This window comes from Curtobacterium sp. RM9, assembly GCF_054956955.1.
In genome coordinates this window covers 836,399-852,831 of record NZ_CM143271.1, presented here as the reverse complement: position 1 = coordinate 852,831, position 16,433 = coordinate 836,399, and the positions used below count along the sequence as shown (strand labels likewise).

Annotated in this window: 18 protein-coding genes and 2 riboswitches; of the genes, 10 read left to right on the top strand and 8 right to left on the bottom strand. The window is 71.9% G+C overall.

Annotated features, from left to right (window positions below):
• Positions 1–115 precede the first annotated feature (115 nt).
• From ACY3FI_RS04110 to gcvT, 4 genes are all read right to left on the bottom strand, one after another.
• A complete protein-coding gene (locus tag ACY3FI_RS04110) occupies positions 116–1,750 on the bottom strand; it encodes a peptide ABC transporter substrate-binding protein (protein ID WP_462549480.1) in 1,635 nt (544 codons plus the stop codon).
• A gap of 337 nt (positions 1,751–2,087) precedes the next feature.
• Positions 2,088–5,006 (bottom strand): aminomethyl-transferring glycine dehydrogenase, encoded by a 2,919-nt coding sequence (gene gcvP / locus ACY3FI_RS04105; RefSeq protein WP_462549479.1) that lies wholly within the window; start codon positions 5,004–5,006, stop codon positions 2,088–2,090.
• On the bottom strand, positions 5,003–5,380 hold the full coding sequence (gene gcvH / locus ACY3FI_RS04100) for a glycine cleavage system protein GcvH (protein ID WP_462549478.1): 378 nt from the start codon (positions 5,378–5,380) through the stop codon (positions 5,003–5,005). Before gcvH ends, gcvP begins: the two co-directional genes overlap by 4 nt.
• Before the next feature lie 4 nt (positions 5,381–5,384).
• A complete protein-coding gene (gene gcvT / locus ACY3FI_RS04095) occupies positions 5,385–6,488 on the bottom strand; it encodes a glycine cleavage system aminomethyltransferase GcvT (RefSeq protein WP_462549477.1) in 1,104 nt (367 codons plus the stop codon).
• 49 nt (positions 6,489–6,537) lie between these two features.
• Positions 6,538–6,659: riboswitch (glycine riboswitch) on the bottom strand.
• Positions 6,660–6,760, bottom strand: a riboswitch (glycine riboswitch). It abuts the riboswitch before it with no gap.
• 94 nt (positions 6,761–6,854) lie between these two features.
• Between gcvT and ACY3FI_RS04090 the strand changes: the two genes are divergently transcribed.
• From ACY3FI_RS04090 to ACY3FI_RS04070, 5 genes are all read left to right on the top strand, one after another.
• Complete coding sequence (locus ACY3FI_RS04090) at positions 6,855–7,229, top strand: BlaI/MecI/CopY family transcriptional regulator (RefSeq protein WP_462549476.1); 375 nt, start codon at positions 6,855–6,857, stop codon at positions 7,227–7,229.
• Entirely contained in the window at positions 7,201–7,983 is a 783-nt protein-coding gene (locus ACY3FI_RS04085) for a M56 family metallopeptidase (protein ID WP_462549475.1), read from the top strand. Before ACY3FI_RS04090 ends, ACY3FI_RS04085 begins: the two co-directional genes overlap by 29 nt.
• 12 nt (positions 7,984–7,995) lie before the next feature.
• Positions 7,996–8,478, top strand: coding sequence for an FBP domain-containing protein (locus tag ACY3FI_RS04080; protein ID WP_462549474.1), 483 nt, complete (start codon positions 7,996–7,998; stop codon positions 8,476–8,478).
• Positions 8,475–8,735, top strand: coding sequence for a hypothetical protein (locus ACY3FI_RS04075; protein WP_462549473.1), 261 nt, complete (start codon positions 8,475–8,477; stop codon positions 8,733–8,735). Before ACY3FI_RS04080 ends, ACY3FI_RS04075 begins: the two co-directional genes overlap by 4 nt.
• A 71-nt stretch (positions 8,736–8,806) precedes the next feature.
• Positions 8,807–10,204 carry a hypothetical protein gene (locus ACY3FI_RS04070; protein WP_462549472.1) on the top strand — a complete coding sequence of 466 codons (1,398 nt, stop codon included), beginning with the start codon at positions 8,807–8,809 and terminating at the stop codon, positions 10,202–10,204.
• Positions 10,205–10,332: 128 nt separating this feature from the next.
• Here the strand turns inward: ACY3FI_RS04070 and ACY3FI_RS04065 are convergent, their stop codons facing one another.
• A complete protein-coding gene (locus ACY3FI_RS04065; protein WP_462549471.1) occupies positions 10,333–11,226 on the bottom strand; it encodes a LysR substrate-binding domain-containing protein in 894 nt (297 codons plus the stop codon).
• A gap of 68 nt (positions 11,227–11,294) precedes the next feature.
• Here ACY3FI_RS04065 and ACY3FI_RS04060 point away from each other — a divergent pair, with 68 nt between their 5' ends.
• Positions 11,295–11,786 carry a GNAT family N-acetyltransferase gene (locus ACY3FI_RS04060; RefSeq protein ID WP_462549470.1) on the top strand — a complete coding sequence of 164 codons (492 nt, stop codon included), beginning with the start codon at positions 11,295–11,297 and terminating at the stop codon, positions 11,784–11,786.
• A 23-nt stretch (positions 11,787–11,809) separates the two neighbouring features.
• Entirely contained in the window at positions 11,810–12,007 is a 198-nt protein-coding gene (locus ACY3FI_RS04055) for a hypothetical protein (protein WP_462549469.1), read from the top strand.
• A gap of 79 nt (positions 12,008–12,086) precedes the next feature.
• On the opposite strand, the gene ACY3FI_RS04050 is transcribed toward ACY3FI_RS04055, so the two are convergent.
• Positions 12,087–13,274 (bottom strand): MalY/PatB family protein, encoded by a 1,188-nt coding sequence (locus ACY3FI_RS04050; protein ID WP_462549468.1) that lies wholly within the window; start codon positions 13,272–13,274, stop codon positions 12,087–12,089.
• A 112-nt stretch (positions 13,275–13,386) separates the two neighbouring features.
• Between ACY3FI_RS04050 and ACY3FI_RS04045 the strand changes: the two genes are divergently transcribed.
• The 3 genes from ACY3FI_RS04045 (at position 13,387) to ACY3FI_RS04035 (ending at position 15,393) form a co-directional block, all read left to right on the top strand.
• Positions 13,387–14,163, top strand: coding sequence for an isocitrate lyase/PEP mutase family protein (locus ACY3FI_RS04045; RefSeq protein ID WP_462549467.1), 777 nt, complete (start codon positions 13,387–13,389; stop codon positions 14,161–14,163).
• 72 nt (positions 14,164–14,235) lie between these two features.
• A complete protein-coding gene (locus ACY3FI_RS04040; protein ID WP_462549466.1) occupies positions 14,236–14,847 on the top strand; it encodes an HD domain-containing protein in 612 nt (203 codons plus the stop codon).
• A 258-nt stretch (positions 14,848–15,105) separates the two neighbouring features.
• Positions 15,106–15,393, top strand: coding sequence for a hypothetical protein (locus ACY3FI_RS04035; RefSeq protein ID WP_462549465.1), 288 nt, complete (start codon positions 15,106–15,108; stop codon positions 15,391–15,393).
• A 69-nt stretch (positions 15,394–15,462) separates the two neighbouring features.
• Here ACY3FI_RS04035 and ACY3FI_RS04030 read toward each other — a convergent pair whose 3' ends face one another.
• Both ACY3FI_RS04030 and ACY3FI_RS04025 read right to left on the bottom strand, forming a co-directional pair.
• Entirely contained in the window at positions 15,463–15,819 is a 357-nt protein-coding gene (locus ACY3FI_RS04030; RefSeq protein ID WP_462549464.1) for a hypothetical protein, read from the bottom strand.
• A gap of 112 nt (positions 15,820–15,931) precedes the next feature.
• A complete protein-coding gene (locus ACY3FI_RS04025; protein WP_462549463.1) occupies positions 15,932–16,393 on the bottom strand; it encodes a DUF8821 family protein in 462 nt (153 codons plus the stop codon).
• Between the last annotated feature and the right edge of the window lie 40 nt (positions 16,394–16,433).

Here is a 16,433-nt window from a genome sequence, read left to right as displayed (position 1 = left end):
GGAAGGTGTGACCGCCGTGGTACGGGGGCCCGAGGACCGTGTGGTCCCCGGACCCCCGTCCGGTGGCCGCGGAGCAGGATACCCGCTCGCGGTGGGTCTCAGTCGAGACCGGGTGTTACTTCTTGACCTCGACGTCGTAGTACAGCGGCACCGAGTCCCAGCCGAACTTGACGTTCGACACGTTGTCGGCCGACCAGACGCCGGTCACGTTGGAGTACCAGAGCGGGATCTCGGGCAGGTCCTTGAACAGCAGTTCCTGGGCCTGGTCGAAGATCTTGTTGCCCTCTTCCACCGAGGAGGCCGAACGGCCCTTCGCGAGGAGCTCGTTGTACTCAGCGGAGTCGTAGCGCGCGTAGTTGCTGGACGAGCCCTTGCCCATGGTCGGGCCGAGGAAGTTGTACAGCGACGGGTAGTCCGCCTGCCAACCGGTGCGGCTGCCGCCCTTGAGCTTGTCGTTCTTCTGCGTGTCGAGCGCTTCCTGGAACGTCGGGATCGCGTTGCCCTCGGCCTTGATGCCGAGCGTGCTCGAGATCGAGTTCGTGACCGCGGTCACCCACGCCTCGTGTCCACCGTCAGCGTTGTACGAGATGGTGAGCGTCTCGTTGTAGGGCGAGATCTTGTCCGCCTCGGCCCAGAGCTTCTTGGCGTCCGACTTGTTGTAGTCGAGGACGTCCGAACCCTTCAGGTCGCCGTTCCAGCCGGCGATGACCGGGGAGGTGAAGTCCTTGGCCGGGGTGCGCGTGCCGTCGAAGATCTTCTCGGTGATCTGCTTGCGGTTGATCGCCATCGAGATCGCCTCGCGGCGGAGCTGCCCCTCTTCACCCTTCCAGTGGTCGAGGTAGTAGGGCAGGTAGATGCCCTGGAAGATCGCGGCCGGCTGGTTGACGTTCGAGTCGGGGAAGTCCGACTTGTACGTCTGGAAGGCGCTGTCCGGGATCGCGTCGAGCACGTCGAGGTTGCCACCCTGCACGTCCGCGTAGGCGGTGTCCTGCGAGGTGTAGAACGTGATCGTCAGACCACCGTTCTTCGGCTTGCGCTTGCCCTCGTAGTCCTTGTTGGTGACGAGCTTGATGGACTGGTTGTGCGTCCACGCGCTCTTGCCGTCGAGCTTGTACGGGCCGTTGCCGATCGGGTTCTCACCGAAGGCCTTGGTGTCCTTGTAGAACTCGGACGGCAGCGGCATGAACGCCGAGTAGCCGAGCGACAGCGGGAAGTCCGACTGCGGGGAGTTCAGGGTGACCGTGAACTCGTCGTCGCTGACGACCTTGAGACCCGTGAGCTCGGAGTCCTTCTCGGCGTTGTAGCCCTGGATGTTCTCGAAGAAGTAGCTCGCGCCCTGGGCGTTGGAGAACTGGGAAGCCCAGTTCCACGCCTTCGTGAACGACTCGGCCGTGACCTTCTCGCCGTTGGTGAAGGTGTAGTTCGTGTTGAGCTTGATGTCGTAGGTCTTCGAGTCATCCGTGGAGATGCTCTTCGCGACCTCGTTGACCGACTTGCCCTTGGCGTCGTACGAGATGAGACCCTCGAAGATCGAGGTGATGATCTTGCCACCACCGGTCTCGGTGGAGTTCGAGGGGATGAGCGGGTTCTGGGGCTCGCTGCCGTTGGTGGTGACGATGCCGGACGCGTTCGTCGAGCCCGAGTCGTCTCCGCCGTTGCTGCTTCCGCCGTTGCTGGAGCAGCCGGCCAGGGCGATTGCTGTGGCCCCGAGCACGGCGAGGGCTGCGAGCCCAGCGCGCTTCTTGATCAAGGTTCCTCCTGGTGCATGGGACGCGCCGGGCACAGAGGTGCTGCCCGCCACGTTTGACTCCTGCACTGTAGGCAGTGGCGACAGCCGTGGCCAAACCCTGGGGACATCGGTTACAAATCGGAAACCAAGTTGCACGATCGTTGCGGCAGGATGCAAGATCTGCGCGGCGGCGCGGACCCGGGGCGGATTTGTTGCGACCGCATGGAACCTGTTGCACGAGCGCACAACTCTGTGCAAGCCGCTGTTCACCCGGACGAACGAGCGGTGAACGCTCACACGGAGACGACGGTGCCCCGCCCGGCGGACCGGACGGGGCACACGTTACAGGCGTCCGGCGCTACGCGAACGCCTCGACCGGCGGGCAGGCGCAGACGAGGTTCCGGTCGCCGTACGCCTGGTCGATCCGGCGCACCGGCGGCCAGTACTTCCTCGCACTGATGCCCGGCAGCGGGTAGACACCCTGTTCGCGCGTGTAGGCGTGCTCCCACTCGCCGGTGATCACGGACGCCGCGGTGTGCGGAGCGTGCACGAGCGGGTTGTCGTCCGCCGGCCACTCCCCCCGCTCGACGGCCGCGGCCTCGGCCCGGATCGCGAGCATCGCATCGACGAAGCGGTCGAGCTCGGCGAGGTCTTCGCTCTCGGTCGGCTCGACCATGAGGGTGCCAGCGACCGGGAACGACATGGTCGGCGCGTGGAACCCGTAGTCGACGAGCCGCTTCGCGACGTCGTCGACCGTGATGCCGGACGACTCGCGCAGCGGGCGCAGGTCGACGATGCACTCGTGGGCGACGAGGCCCGACTCCCCCGTGTAGAGGACCGGGAAGGCGTCGCGCAGTCGCGCCGCGATGTAGTTCGCGCCGAGGACTGCTGCTTCGGTCGCACGGGTGAGCCCCTCGAGCCCCATCATGCGGACGTACGTCCACGTGATCGGCAGGATGCTCGGGCTGCCGTACGGCGCGGAGGACACCGGACCGCCCGCATGCGCGAGCCGCCCCTCGGCCGCAGCGGACGAGTCCGGACGACGGTCGTCCTGCTGCGCCATCGGGTGCGCCGGCAGGAACGGTGCGAGGTGCGCCTTCGCCGCGACCGGTCCGACGCCGGGTCCGCCGCCGCCGTGCGGGATGCAGAACGTCTTGTGCAGGTTGAGGTGCGAGACGTCGCCGCCGAAGTCGCCGAAGCGGGCGTGCCCGAGGAGCGCGTTGAGGTTGGCGCCGTCGACGTACACCTGACCGCCGGCGTCGTGCACGGCGTCGCAGATGTCGCGGATGTCGTGCTCGTAGACGCCGTGCGTGGACGGGTAGGTCACCATGAGCGCCGCGAGGGTGTCCGCGTGCTCGGCGACACGGGCCCGGAGGTCGCCGAGGTCGACGTTGCCGTTCTCGTCGCAGGCGACCACGACGACCCGCATGCCGGCGAGGACCGCGGACGCCGCGTTCGTGCCGTGCGCGCTCGACGGGATGAGGCACACCGTGCGGTCGAGGTCCCCGCGCGAGCGGTGGTACCCGCGGATGGCGAGCAGGCCCGCGAGTTCGCCCTGGCTGCCCGCGTTCGGCTGCAGCGACACCGTGTCGTAGCCGGTGACCTCGGCGAGCCAGGTCTCGAGGTCGCCGATCATGTCGAGGTAGCCCTCGACGTCCGACCGGGGTGCGAACGGGTGCACGTCCGCGAACTCCGGCCAGGTCACCGCCGCCATCTCGGTCGCCGCGTTGAGCTTCATGGTGCAGCTGCCGAGCGGGATCATGCCGCGGTCGAGCGCGTAGTCCTTGTCGGAGAGGTGCTTGAGGTACCGCATCATGCGGGTCTCGCTGCGGTGCGCGCTGAACACGGGGTGCGTCAGGTACCCGCTGCTGCGCAGCAGGCCGTCCGGGAGGCCCGTGGCGGCGTCGCGCACGGCGGCCTCGGTCGTCGGCACGGTCACGTCCACCGCCCCGAACACGCCCGCCAGGGCGGTCACGTCGTCCGCCGTGGTGGTCTCGTCGGCCGACACCTGCACGGTGTCGTCGTCGACCAGGTGGAGGAGGTACCCGGCGTCGCGCGCGGCGTCGACCACGGCTGCGGCACGGCCCGTCGCGCGGAGCGTCAGCGTGTCGAACCAGTGCTCGTGCACCACGTCGAGCCCGGCGGTCCGTGCGACCTCGGCGAGCGCCGCGGTGGTCCGGGCCACCCGGTCGGCGATGAACCGCAGGCCCTCGGGCCCGTGGTAGACCGCGTACATCGAGGCCATCACGGCGAGCAGGACCTGCGCGGTGCAGATGTTGCTCGTCGCCTTCTCGCGGCGGATGTGCTGCTCGCGGGTCTGCAGGCTCAGGCGGTAGGCCATCTGGCCGTCGGCGTCGAACGACACCCCGACGAGACGACCGGGGAGCTGGCGCTCGAGGCCGGCACGGACGGCGAGGTACCCCGCGTGCGGGCCGCCGAAGCCGAGCGGGACGCCGAAGCGCTGGCTCGTGCCCACGGCGACGTCGGCGCCGAGGTCGCCGGGGCTCGCGAGGAGCGTCATGGCGAGCAGGTCCGCCGCGACGACCGCGATGCCGCCGCCGGCGTGCACGCGCTCGATCGTGCTCGACGGGTCGACGACGCGACCCGAGGCACCCGGGTACTGCAGGACGACGCCGAACGCGCCCGCGAGCTGCTCGTCGGACGGGCCGTCGACCGCGTCGAACGTGCGGAGTGCGATGCCGACGGCGTCGGCGCGGTGGTCGAGGAGCGCACGGGTCTGTGGGAGGAGGTCGGCGTCCACGAGGAACGCGTCGCCCTTCACCTTCGACGCCCGGCGGGCGAGGAGCATGCCCTCGACGACGGCGGTGCCCTCGTCGAGCATCGACGCGCCGGCGGTGGCCATGCCGGTCAGGTCGGACACCATCGTCTGGAAGTTGATGAGCGCCTCGAGCCGGCCCTGCGAGATCTCCGGCTGGTACGGCGTGTAGGCCGTGTACCAGCTCGGGTTCTCGAGCACGTTCCGCTGGATCACCGCGGGGGTGTGGGTGCCGTGGTACCCGAGGCCGATCATCGCGCGACGGACCGTGTTGCGGCGGGCCTTGCCCCGGAGCTCCGCGAGCGCCTCGGTCTCGCCGACCGCAGCCGGGATCGAGGAACGCGTGACCGGAGCGGCGTGGATCGCCTCGGGGATCGCCGTGCGGACGAGCGCGTCGAGCGACGGCTGCCCGACGACGTCGAGCATCACGCGCTGGTCGGCGCCGGTGGTGCCGATGTGGCGGTCGGCGAAGGACGTCTGGAGGTTCTGGTCGGCGCTCATGCGAGGGAGGCCCGGTACGCGTCGTGGTCCATGAGGTCCTCGGGGAAGGAAGTGCCGTCCACCTTGAGCTTGACGAGCCAGCCGGCGCCGAACGGGTCGTGGTTCACGGTGTCCGGGGCGTCGACGACGGCGTCGTTCACCTCGACGACCTCGCCCTCGATCGGCGCGAAGAGCTCGCCGACGCTCTTGGTCGACTCGATCTCGCCGATCTGCTCGCCGGCGGTCGTCGTGGTGCCGACGGCGGGCAGCTCGACGTAGACGACGTCACCGAGCTGCTCGGCGGCGTGGTCGGTGATGCCGACGGTCACGGTGTCGCCCTCGACGAGGATCCACTCGTGGTCGGCGGTGTACTGGAGTGCGGTCTGGTCGGTCACGGGGTCAGCCTCTCGGAGTGCGACGGTAGAAGGGGAACGGGGTGACGATGCTGGGGATCTCGGTGCCGCGCACGTCGATGTGGAGGACCTGTCCCTCGGCGGCGAGGGCGGGGTCGACGAAGGCCATCGCGACGGGGTGGCCGAGCGTCGGGGAGAGCGCGCCCGAGGTGATCGTGCCGACGACCCGCCCCTCGTGCACCACGTCGTACCCGGCGCGGGGAGCGCGGCGCCCCTCGGTGACGAGCCCGACGAGCACCCGCGCGTCCTCCGCGGGCTGCACGCCGGCGTCACCGACGAACGACCCGGAGGTCGCGACGACCCGGCCGAGTCCGGCCTGCGCGGGGCGCACGTCGGTGCCGAGCTCGTGGCCGTAGAGCGGCATGCCGGCCTCGAGCCGCAGGGTGTCGCGCGCGGCGAGTCCGGCGGGCACGACGCCCCGCTCGGCCCCGGTCTCGAGCAGTGCGTCCCAGATCGCGGTCGCGACCGACGGGTCGCTGTAGACCTCGAAGCCGTCCTCACCGGTGTAGCCGGTGCGGGCGACCAGCACCTCGGCGCCGTCGAACAGCGCGTGCAGGACTCGGTAGTAGCGGAGTTCGTCGAGCGGGCTCTCCGGCTGCAGACGGTCGGCCACGACGAGCGCGTCGAGCGTTCCGGCGGCCGCCGGCCCCTGGATCGCGACGAGGGCGGTGGTGTCCGAGTCGTCCGACACGACCACGTCGAAGCCGTCGGCGCGGGCGGTCAGGGCGTCGACCGCCACCTGCCGGTTGGCGGCGTTCGCGACGACGAGGAACACGTCCTCCTCCGTCCGGTAGACGACGAGGTCGTCGAGGATCCCGCCGTCCTCGGCCAGCAGGAGCGAGTACTTCGCCCGGCCGACGGGCATCGCCCCGAAGGACCCGGCGAGCGCGTGGTCGAGGAACGCGACCGCGTCCGGTCCGGTCACCCCGACCTCGGCCATGTGGGAGAGGTCGAAGACGCCGGCGGCACGACGGACGGCGTGGTGCTCGGCGAGGTCGGACGAGTAGCGCACGGGCATGCGGTACCCGGCGAAGTCGGTGGAGGTCGCGCCGGCGGCTTCGTGCGCGGACTCGAGGGGGGACGAACGCATGACGGAGTTCTCCTGGCATCGGCAGGGCCCGACGACCGTCGTCGGGCGGAACTCCCCCTCTGTCATGTGCCTGAGAGTTTCACCGCGGCCCGTGAGGTCCGGCGGCTTTCACCGTGGGCGAGACGAGCGTGCCGGCCCGGTGGGGGCACGACGTCTGCTTTTCAGAGTGGCCTGTCCGCTGCGGTGTGGGACCTGAGAGATTGGCGGGGGGATTGCTCCTTCGGTGCCGCGCGTGCCCGGAGGCTGTGCACGACGTCTCCCGCGACGGATGAGCGGCCGGTGTTCAGTTGTCCGCGACGAGCATACCGAGACCGCGTTACGGGCATGTGTCGTGCGACCAGGTCCGACGTCTCGTAGGATCCTCGGGTGCCAGGACAGCGATCGCGCCCCCGCGGGCAGCTCGAACAGGCCGTGCTCGACGTCCTCTGGTCGGCCGGCGCGGGTCGCACCGCCCGGCAGGTCCTCGACGCCTTCCCCGAGCCGCGCCCGGCACTCACGACCGTGCTCACCGTCCTCGACCGACTCGGCCGCAAGGGCAGCGTGGAGCGGGAGCAGCACGACGACGCCCCGCTGACCTTCCGAGCCACGCACAGCCGCGAGGAGCAGACCGCCTCCCTCATGTCGGACGCCCTCGCCGCCGCGACCGACCGCGAGGCGGCGTTGCTGCAGTTCACCGGGTCCCTGGCCTCGGACGACCTCGACGTCCTCCGCCGTGCCCTCGACGCCCGAGCACGCTCCTGAGGACCCCGCTGCCGTGGTCGTCGCCGGAGTCGCCCTCATCGCACTCGCCCTCGCGGTCGTCGTCCTCGCTCCGCGCGTCCTGACCCGCTCGGCGTGGACCATCGACCTGCCGCGCACCGCGCTCGTCGCGTGGAGCGCGTCGGTCGTCCTCGGGGTCGTCGGGTTCGTCGCCGGGATCGCGTTCGTGGTCCTCGCCGACCGTTCGGCCGCCGATCCGTTCCGCCTCGGCGAGTCCCCCGGGCGCGGGCTCAACCTCGGCGTCGCCGTGCTCGCGGTGGTCGCCTTCGTCGTCGCCGTGCGGGTCCGCCCCGGCCCCGGACACGAGGCCGTGCGCGAAGCGATGCGGAGCGGGACGGCACCGCACCGCGAGATCGACGGCACGCCCGTCGCCCTCGTCGAAGCCGACCACGCGCTCGCCTGCGCCGTCCCCGGCCGGTCCGGCGGGGTCCTCGTCAGCACCGGGCTGGCAGACCGCCTCCGGGTCGACGAACTGGAGGCCGTGGTCGCCCACGAGCGAGCGCACCTGACCCAGCACCACGCGGTCGCGGTCGCGGTCGCGGAATCGATCGAACGTGCGGTCCCGTGGGTGCCCGGTGCGCGCGCCATGGCGCGCTCGACGCGCGTCCTCGTCGAGTTCGCGGCGGACGACGCCGCGGCCCGACGTGTCGGGCGCGACGCGCTGCGGCGGGCCGTCCTGGTGGCGGACGAGACGGGCGCGCTCGGGGCGATCCGCGCCTCCAGGCTGGAGGGCTAGGGTGGCGGGACCGTGAAGCCACTGACCGAAGCTGACATCCGTTCGTCGTTCGTCAACGCCACCCCCGAGGAACTCGAGCAGCTCCCGATCCCGGGTCTTCACGAGATGCTCTGGGACCAACGCGAGTTCCTCGGCTGGCGCGACCCGCAGGCCGCTCGCCGCGGGTACATCGTGTCGTGGATCGACGACCGGCCGGTCGGCATCGTCGTCCGGTCGGCGGGCGGTTCGCTGCGACCCGGCATCGCCGCGATGTGCTCGTTCTGCCACTCCCCGCAGCCGGCCACGCAGGTGCGTCTGTTCTCGGCTGCCCGTGCCGGTGAGTCGGGCCGCAACGGCAACACCATCGGCTCGTACATCTGCGAGGACCTCGGCTGCTCGATGCTCATCCGCACGGCGCCGCCGCACCTGAACCCGCCGGCGACGATCGCGATGCGCGGCGAGGCGCTGTACGGCCGGGTACGGAACTTCACCGAGGACGTCTCGAAGACCGCGTGAGCCGCTTCGACACCGCACGGTGGGCAGTCGTCGAGGAACTCGGGGACGGCCGGTGGCGGCTCAGCATCCGTGACGAGGCCGACGACGAGCTCGGCGCGCTGGGCCTCGGCGTCGAGGGGCCGTGGGATCCGGACGTCGAGCCGCACGTGGCGTTCGTCCTCGTCCAGCTCGGTCTGACGCTGCGCGGTACCCGTCCGTGGTCGGAGGACGAGCTCGGCGACCAGCGCGCCCCGGTGCTGCCGCTCGGTCGCACCTGAGCACTGGGCCGTCCGACCCATCGTGACGTGACGGTGCGTGGAACGGTCCCCGCGGTCCCTACGGTTGCCGGATGCGCAGCACGAACCCGCTCCGACGGGCGACCGGCACGGTGGCCCTGGCGGTCGCCGCCCTGCTGTCCCTGACGGGCTGCATCCTCGACACCCCGCCCCCGGAGGACTCCGCCGCGTCGATAGACGCGTTGACGTCGGCGCTGGAACGGCTGCCGCACGTGGCCGGGGTGACCGGGAGGCTCCGGCAGGTCGACGCGAAGGACCACCCGGACGACTGGATCGCGGAGGTCGTGGTGCGGGGCGACACCGCGGGCCTCGACCTGGCCGGTCCGGTTCGGGAACGGGCGGCGGCGGGCGTGCGCGGTGCCGACCTCGACCTGACGCTCGACGTCCCGCGCGCAGCAGGCCTCGCGTCCGTGCGGGTCGATCCCGCGGACCCGGCCGTCGTCGCCGTGGCCGACCGACTGCGGCGGGTGGACGTCGTCCGGTCGGTCGAACTCAGCAGTCGGCAGGACTTCGTGGTGGTGCGGAGCGACACGACGTGGTCGCAGGCGGTCGCGGCGGTCCGGCCGTCCCTCGGCACGAGCACGGTGACGGTCTCGAACGGGCACGGCGGCATCGCCGTCGACGCGACCCGCCCCGGTCCGGCGCTCCTGGGTGTCCTCGACTCCGGCGTGCTCGACGAGCCGTCGACGAGCCTCGCGCCGACGTACGCCGCCGCCGCGACTCCTGGGCGAGGATGGACCGACCGCTCGACGCTCAGCGCCGAGGTCGACGATCCGGCGGCGGTCGCGTCGGTGCTCGCGGGGACCGCGGACGAGGCCGCGGACGCGCACCTCGCACCGCGGACGCGGTTCGTGCTGTGGCAGCACGCCCCGGACGGTTCGTTCGGGGACGAGCAGGACGGTCACCTCGGGCTCCCGCTCGGGGCGGCGGCGCCGGACGACGGCATCCCGCCGGGCACGGGCGGGTCGGGTGACGGCGGCACGGGCGGCGACGGGGCGGGCGGCACGGCCGGTGGCGACTCGGGCGGCGGTGCGGGTGGCGGGGCCGGGGGTGTGCCGTCGCCGAGCTGGACCGCGGTACCGGTGCCGGAGCAGACCGCGTCGGTGCGGGCCTTCCTCGAGGCCGCGGCTCGGGCGACGGGCGTCGCGTCCGAGGTGACGACGAGCGTCGAACCGTGCAGCCCCGACGGTACCGACGGCGGCGCGCAGACCGGCACCCGTGCGGTCGCGCTCACGGTCGCGCCGGTGTTCACGCGGTACGACGACGCGCAGGGACCGTTCGACGCCGTCGTCCGGCAGTGGGAGACGGCGGGCTTCCGGACGAGCGGGCGGGCGATGGGACAGGACTTCTTCACCGCGACCTCGCCGGGCCCTGCCGATGTCGCGACGGCGAGCATCCGGGGCACCGCGGACGGCCTCTCCCTCGGGGCGTCGTCGTCCTGCGTGGGGTGACCGTGGGGCCGGCGGCGGATCTGGCAGCAGGGCCGCCGGCTCCGGTGCCTCGCGTCCGACGGCGGCGACCCGTGCGTCCTCGGCGGGTCGCCCAACCGGTGCGGGATCGTGCGTCCTCGGCGGCCGGGTCAGCCGGTGGCGGCGATGAAGTTCCGCAGGATCTCGCGCTCGTCGTCCGCGCGCACCGCCCAGCACAGTTCGCTCCGGTGCTCTGCCCCCGGCCCCTCGAGCGGCAGGAGCACGACGGTGTCCGGCGCGGCGAGCGCAGCGCTCTCGGGCGTCACCGTGACGCCGAGACCCGCGCCGACGAGGTGCAGGACCGTGGCCCACGTCGTGGCCTCCTGCACCACGCGGGGTCGCCGACCCTCCGCGGTGACGGGCGCGAGGTTCCGCTCGGTCGCGACGGCCCCCGCCGCTGGCGGGAAGAACACGAACGGGTCGTCGACGAGCTCCGGACCTCGGATGGCAGACCGGCCCGCGAGCCGGTGGCCGCGCGGGACCGCGGCGACGAAGCGCTCGCTCCGGAACGGCAGCAGCCGGACGGCGGGGTCCGGGTCGGGGTCGCGCACCACGGCGAGGTCGAGCTCGCCGCGGACGATCCGGGCGAGCAGGGTCGACGAGTACCCCTCGGTGAGTTCGACGCGCACCAGGGGGTACCGCTCGCGGAACGCCTGGACGCGCTCGATCGGCCCGAGCGGCAACGCCGACACCACGAACCCGACGTCGAGGCGCCCCGCTTCGCCCCGGCCCACCCGGACGGTCTCGTCGAGGTCCCGTCGGGCCTGCGTCAGGAGCGAGGCCGCCCGTCCGCGCAGGACCTGCCCGGCCGCGGTCAGGGAGACGCTCCGCGACGTGCGCTCGAAGAGGTCGACCCCGAGCGCGCGCTCGGTGCGGCGGATCTGCTGGGAGAGCGCGGGCTGCGCCATCCGCAGCCGCTCCGCCGCGCGTCCGAAGTGCAGTTCGTCGGCCACCGCGAGGAACGCACGGAGTTGCCGGAGGTCGACCTCGGGTTCGCGATCCATGCACGCAGCGTATCGATCGGAGCGAAGGAGTATTGGACGCGCACGGAGCGACATCGCACGATGGAGGCATGCCCGACACCACCACCGACGGACTCGTCATCGCCGACCTCGCCTCGCCCGCCGATGCCGCCGCCTTCCGCACCCTCAACGAAGCCTGGATCGGCAGCTTCTTCACACTCGAGGACGAGGACCGCAAGCTCCTCCGCGATCCACTCGGCCAGATCGTCGAACCCGGCGGCGCCGTCTTCGTCGCCCGACTCGGGGACGAGGTCATCGGATGCGTCGGCATCGCACCGGTCTCCCCCGGCGTGTTCGAGCTCGTCAAGATGGCGGTCTCCCCCGCGCGGCAGGGGCACGGCACCGGGCGGAAGCTCATCGCCGTCGCTCTGGAGCGCGCCCGGGACCTCGGCGCCCACCGCGTGGTGCTGGAGAGCAACGCGCAGCTCGCGAGCGCGGTGCACCTCTACGAGGCGTTCGGCTTCCGCCACCTCGGGCACGACGAGGTCGCGCCCAGCCCGTACGCCCGCGCCGACGTGCACATGGCGCTCGACCTCGACTGACGGCGCACCGCTACGCTCGGCGCATGGCGACGTACGAGGTCCAGGCCGTCCGCGAGCACGGCGCGTGGCAGGTGTTCATCGACGGGTTCCTGGTGACGGAGGTGACCCGCTGGCCGTCGGTCGGCTTCGTCGCCCGCGAGATCCTCGCGATGGACCGCACCGACGAGCTGCAGATCCGCGTCGTCGGCCGGAACCAGTACGTCGACGTCAGCACCGACTGACGCGAGCACGCGCAAGGGGTGCCGACGTCACGGAGGTGACCCGCGCCTCCCGTGCGTCGGTCGCCTGCAGGGCCGCCGCTCAGGCGACGTGCCAGACGAGCCCCTCCTGCGCACTCGACGGGTACGCCGCAGCGATCCGCGCGACGGCCTCACGCAGCGTGTCGGGCGAGCACGCGAGGTTGAGGCGCGCGAACCCCCGCCCCTGCGACCCGAAGCCGAGCCCGGAGTTGAGCGCGACGTAGGCGTTCTCGCGCAGCGGCACGGCCGGGTCGTCGCCGAGACCGATCCCGCGGAAGTCCAGCCACGCCAGGTACCCGGCTCGCGGCCGCGTGTACACGACCCCGGGCAGGTGCTCGGCGAGCAGGGATCCGAGCAGCCGTTCGTTCGCCACGATCCGCGCGACGACGTCGTCGAGCCAGTCCGTGGCGAGGGTGAACGCCGCGAGGTTCGCGTGCAACCCGAGGATGCTCGTCCGGCAGGCCACCTCCTCCCACAGTGTGTCGAGCAGCGCTGCGGTGCGGGGATCGCCGGCGACGATCACCGAGCACTTCACGCCCGCGAGGTTCCACCCCTTGCTCGCACTCGTCACGCAGACGCTGCGCGCACCGAGCGGCTCCGCGATCATCGCGAACGGGGTGAAGCGGACGCCGGGATGGGTGAGCGGGGCGTGGATCTCGTCGCTGATCACGAGGACGTCGTAGCGGGCGGCCAGCTCGGCGAGCGCCACGAGGTCGTCGCGGTCGTGCACCAGACCGATCGGGTTGTGCGGGTTGCAGAGCAGGAAGACCCCGACCCCGTCGGCGAACGCCCGTTCGAGGCCGGCGAGGTCGAGCCGGTAGACGCCCCACTGCTCGAGGAGCGGGACCTCCTCGACCTGACATCGGGCCTCTTCCACGAGCTCGAAGAACGGCGGGTACACCGGCGGTGTGATCGCCACGCGACCACCGTCCGGCAGCGCGAGCCGCAGCGACTCGACGATCCCGACGCTGACGTCGGTCGCGAGGTGTACCCGTGCCGGGTCGAGTTCCCACCCCCAGCGGGTGCGGGCGAACTGCGCGAACGCCGGCGCGAGCGGACCGGGTCCGTCGAGGTAGCCGAGGTCGGACTGCTGCACCCGCTCGATGAGCGCCTGCCGGATCGCCGGCGCGACATCGTGGTCCATCTCGGCGACGAACAAGGGCAGCACGTCGGGCGCGTACCGCGTCCACTTGATGCTCGTGCGGACCCCGCGGAGCGTGCCGACCGGGTCCTCCTCGTCGTGCGCCATGCGTCCCAGGATGCACCGGGATCGAGGCACGGCGCGAGTCCGGCCGTCATCGCGCGTCGTCTTCCGCTCGTCCGCTGAGCGTCGACGGCGAGGCGCCCGTACATTCGGCAGCATGAGCACGAGCACCGCCGACAAGGCGACCACCCTCAAGCAGCTGCACGAAGCCCCCGAGATCCTCCGGGTCGTGAACGTCTGGGACGCGATCACCGCGAAGGTCGTCAGCGACCTGCCGGAGACGAAGGCGATCGCCACCGCCGGACACTCGATCGCCGCGAGCCACGGGTACGAGGACGGCGGGATGCCGCTCGACCTCGCGCTCGCCGGCGCCGCGACGGTCGTGGCCGCGACCGACCTGCCGGTCACCGCGGACCTCGACGACGGGTACGAGGACCCCGCCGAGACGATCCGTCGAGCGATCGGCGCGGGCATCGTCGGCGCCAACGTCGAGGACCGGCTGCGGCCCTTCGACGAGGCCGTCGCCCGTGTCGCCGCCATCACCGCCGCCGCACAGGCCGAGGGCATCGACTTCCAGCTCAACGCCCGCACCGACGCCATCGCCCGCGGTGGCGACCGGCCCATCGACGAGAGCATCGAGGACGCGATCGCCCGCGGCAAGGCGTTCCTCGACAACGGTGCGTCGCTCGTGTTCGTGCCCGGCGCGATCCAGCGTGACGTGGTGGAGCGACTCGTCGACGGGCTCGGCCGCGGGAAGCTGTCCGTGATCGGTCTGCCGGGCGCCCTGCCGGCTGCCGACTACGAGGCCCTCGGCGTCGCCCGGATCTCGTACGGGCCCCTGACGCAGCGCGTCGCGCTGCGCGCGCTGCGTGACCTGGCGACCGACCTGTACGGCGGGGGCGTCGTGCCGGAGGACACCCCGACCCTGAACTGAGCCACGGGCGGACGGGAGGCGCGCGGCGGGTCCGCACCGTGCCTCCTGTCCGGCGTCCGCTAGCGTCGGGACATGGCACTCGACGTCGACACGCTGCTCGCCCCGCCGACCCCGGTGGCCGCGCGGGCGCTCGACGTCGTGCGCGCCTGGTCGACGCCGGCGCTGGCGAACCACTGCTTGCGGTCGTGGGCGTGGGCGTCGCTGCTCGCGGAGCGGGACGGGTTCGACGCCGACCGTGAGCTGTTGTTCGTCGCTGCGATGCTGCATGACCTCGGTGTGGTCCCTTCCTTCGATGCACACGCCGTGCCGTTCGAGGAGGCCGGCGGCGCCGTCGGCTCGGTGTTCGCGCTCGGTGCCGGTTGGGATCCTGCCCGAGCCCGACGGGTCGGCGAGGTGATCGAGCGGCACATGTGGACGACCGTCGACCCCGCCCTCGATGTGGAGGGACACCTGCTCGAGGTCGCCACCTCGCTCGACGTCTCCGGCATCGGGTTCGAGCGGTGGCAGCACGACGACCTGCGCGCCGTGACGGCCGCACTCCCCCGACGCGGCTTCTCGTCCGCGTTCGACACCTCGATCCACGCGCAGGCGGGTCGGAAGCAGCACTCCCCCGCGGCACGGCTCGACGCCTCGGGCAACGTCCGTGCCGGCGGCGAGCGGTGGGAAGCGTTCCTCACCGACTGAAGCTGGACTTCTGTGCAGGAGCCACGTATACTGTTTCTTTGGTGCACTGCAGCGAACCCATCTGACTCGCGCACACCACACCGTCTCGACGCCGTCCCACCCGGGCCGCATTCCAGCGAGACCCCGCTCGATCCGACCGGACGAGCTGCACGTCGAGGCTCGACGTGCGCGCCCGCACCCGATGCGTCGTGCCGGACCAGGATGTCCGCCGCCGCCGGGAACCAGGGCGCCGAACGACCAGGAAGTACCAGCACCACCATGACCAGCAACGACCACATCACCATCACCGGCACCGCCCTCGCGGCGCCGACCGTCTCCCCCGACCGCATCGCCGAGTTCACCCTCCGCGACGACCGGTCCGCCCGCGAGTACCTCGTCCGCCTCGACGCGGACGACCTCGACGTGTTCCTCACCCGTGGCGCCCGCGTCGCCGTCGACGGTGAAGCCGGCTGGACCGTGCCGGGTCGCTCCTGGCGCGGCGAGGCCAGCCGGACCATCCTGCTCGCGCGCTCCGTGCGCGCTGCGGAGCTCGCACTGGCCGCCTAGGCGACCCACAGACGGACGGGAGGCGCGGTGCCAGCTGGCACCGCGCCTCCCGTCCGTCGTTCCGCAGGTTCAGGTCGCGTCGTGGCCCTGCGCCTCGTCACCGTCGTCCGCACCGCGGAAGCGCTGGCCACCGTCCGAGTCGAGCGGGCGGCCCGGACCGGCGCGTCCGGCTGCGTCGCGGAGGTTGCGGATGAACGAACCGTCCTCCGGTTCGAGTTCGTCGTCCGGAGCCGTCGTGACCGTGAGCTCGCTCGCCGGGCCGACCAGCACGACGGTCCTGGTGACCGAGCCGTCCTCGGCGACGGACGGGATCGACACCGTGTCCGTGCGGGCGTTGGCGCCGAGGACCGCCGCGTAGTCCATCACGGCGTCGGCGATGAGGTCCCCCGTCAAGATCTCGGTGCCGTCGTAGTGGATGTACTTCATCGTGCTGCCCTCCCCGTGGTGCGTTCGTCTGATGGGGCAGACGGTAGGTCGGGCGGCCGGGAACGGAGTACAGGGTGTGCGTTCGGCGGCCAGGGGGTGCGACGCCTCGGGCTCAGTACTCGCCCTTGACGACGAAGTACGACCCGCGGATCGTGCCCGCGAGCTTCGACCGCTGCCGAGCGAACTTGAACGCCGACAACTCCTCGGGGACCTCCATGCCGTCCGAGAGCTTGAAGCCGACGGCGCGCTTCCCGCCGGGCTCCAGCGTGTACAGGACGTTGATCGACAGGCCGGACTCGTAGAACGCGTACGTCCAACGGACCCCCTCGACCTCGAACTCCGTCGCTTCGAGCACCGGGGACGCGATCACGATGTCGCGCTCCTCGCGGAGGACCCGGGCGACGTACTCGACGAGCTCCGGCGCCTCGGCGGCCGGTGACGTGGTGAAGGTGTGGTCGTACTTGTTCTTGAAGTACCGGGCCTCGTTCGCGCGGAGGCCGGCGAGGGCGTCGGCGACCGGGGAGGTCTCGAGGCCTTCGGTGGAGACGGTGACGAAGTCGACGGTGTGGGGCATGCGGTCCTCCTGGTGGCTCGCGCTCACGGTAGCGCCGCCG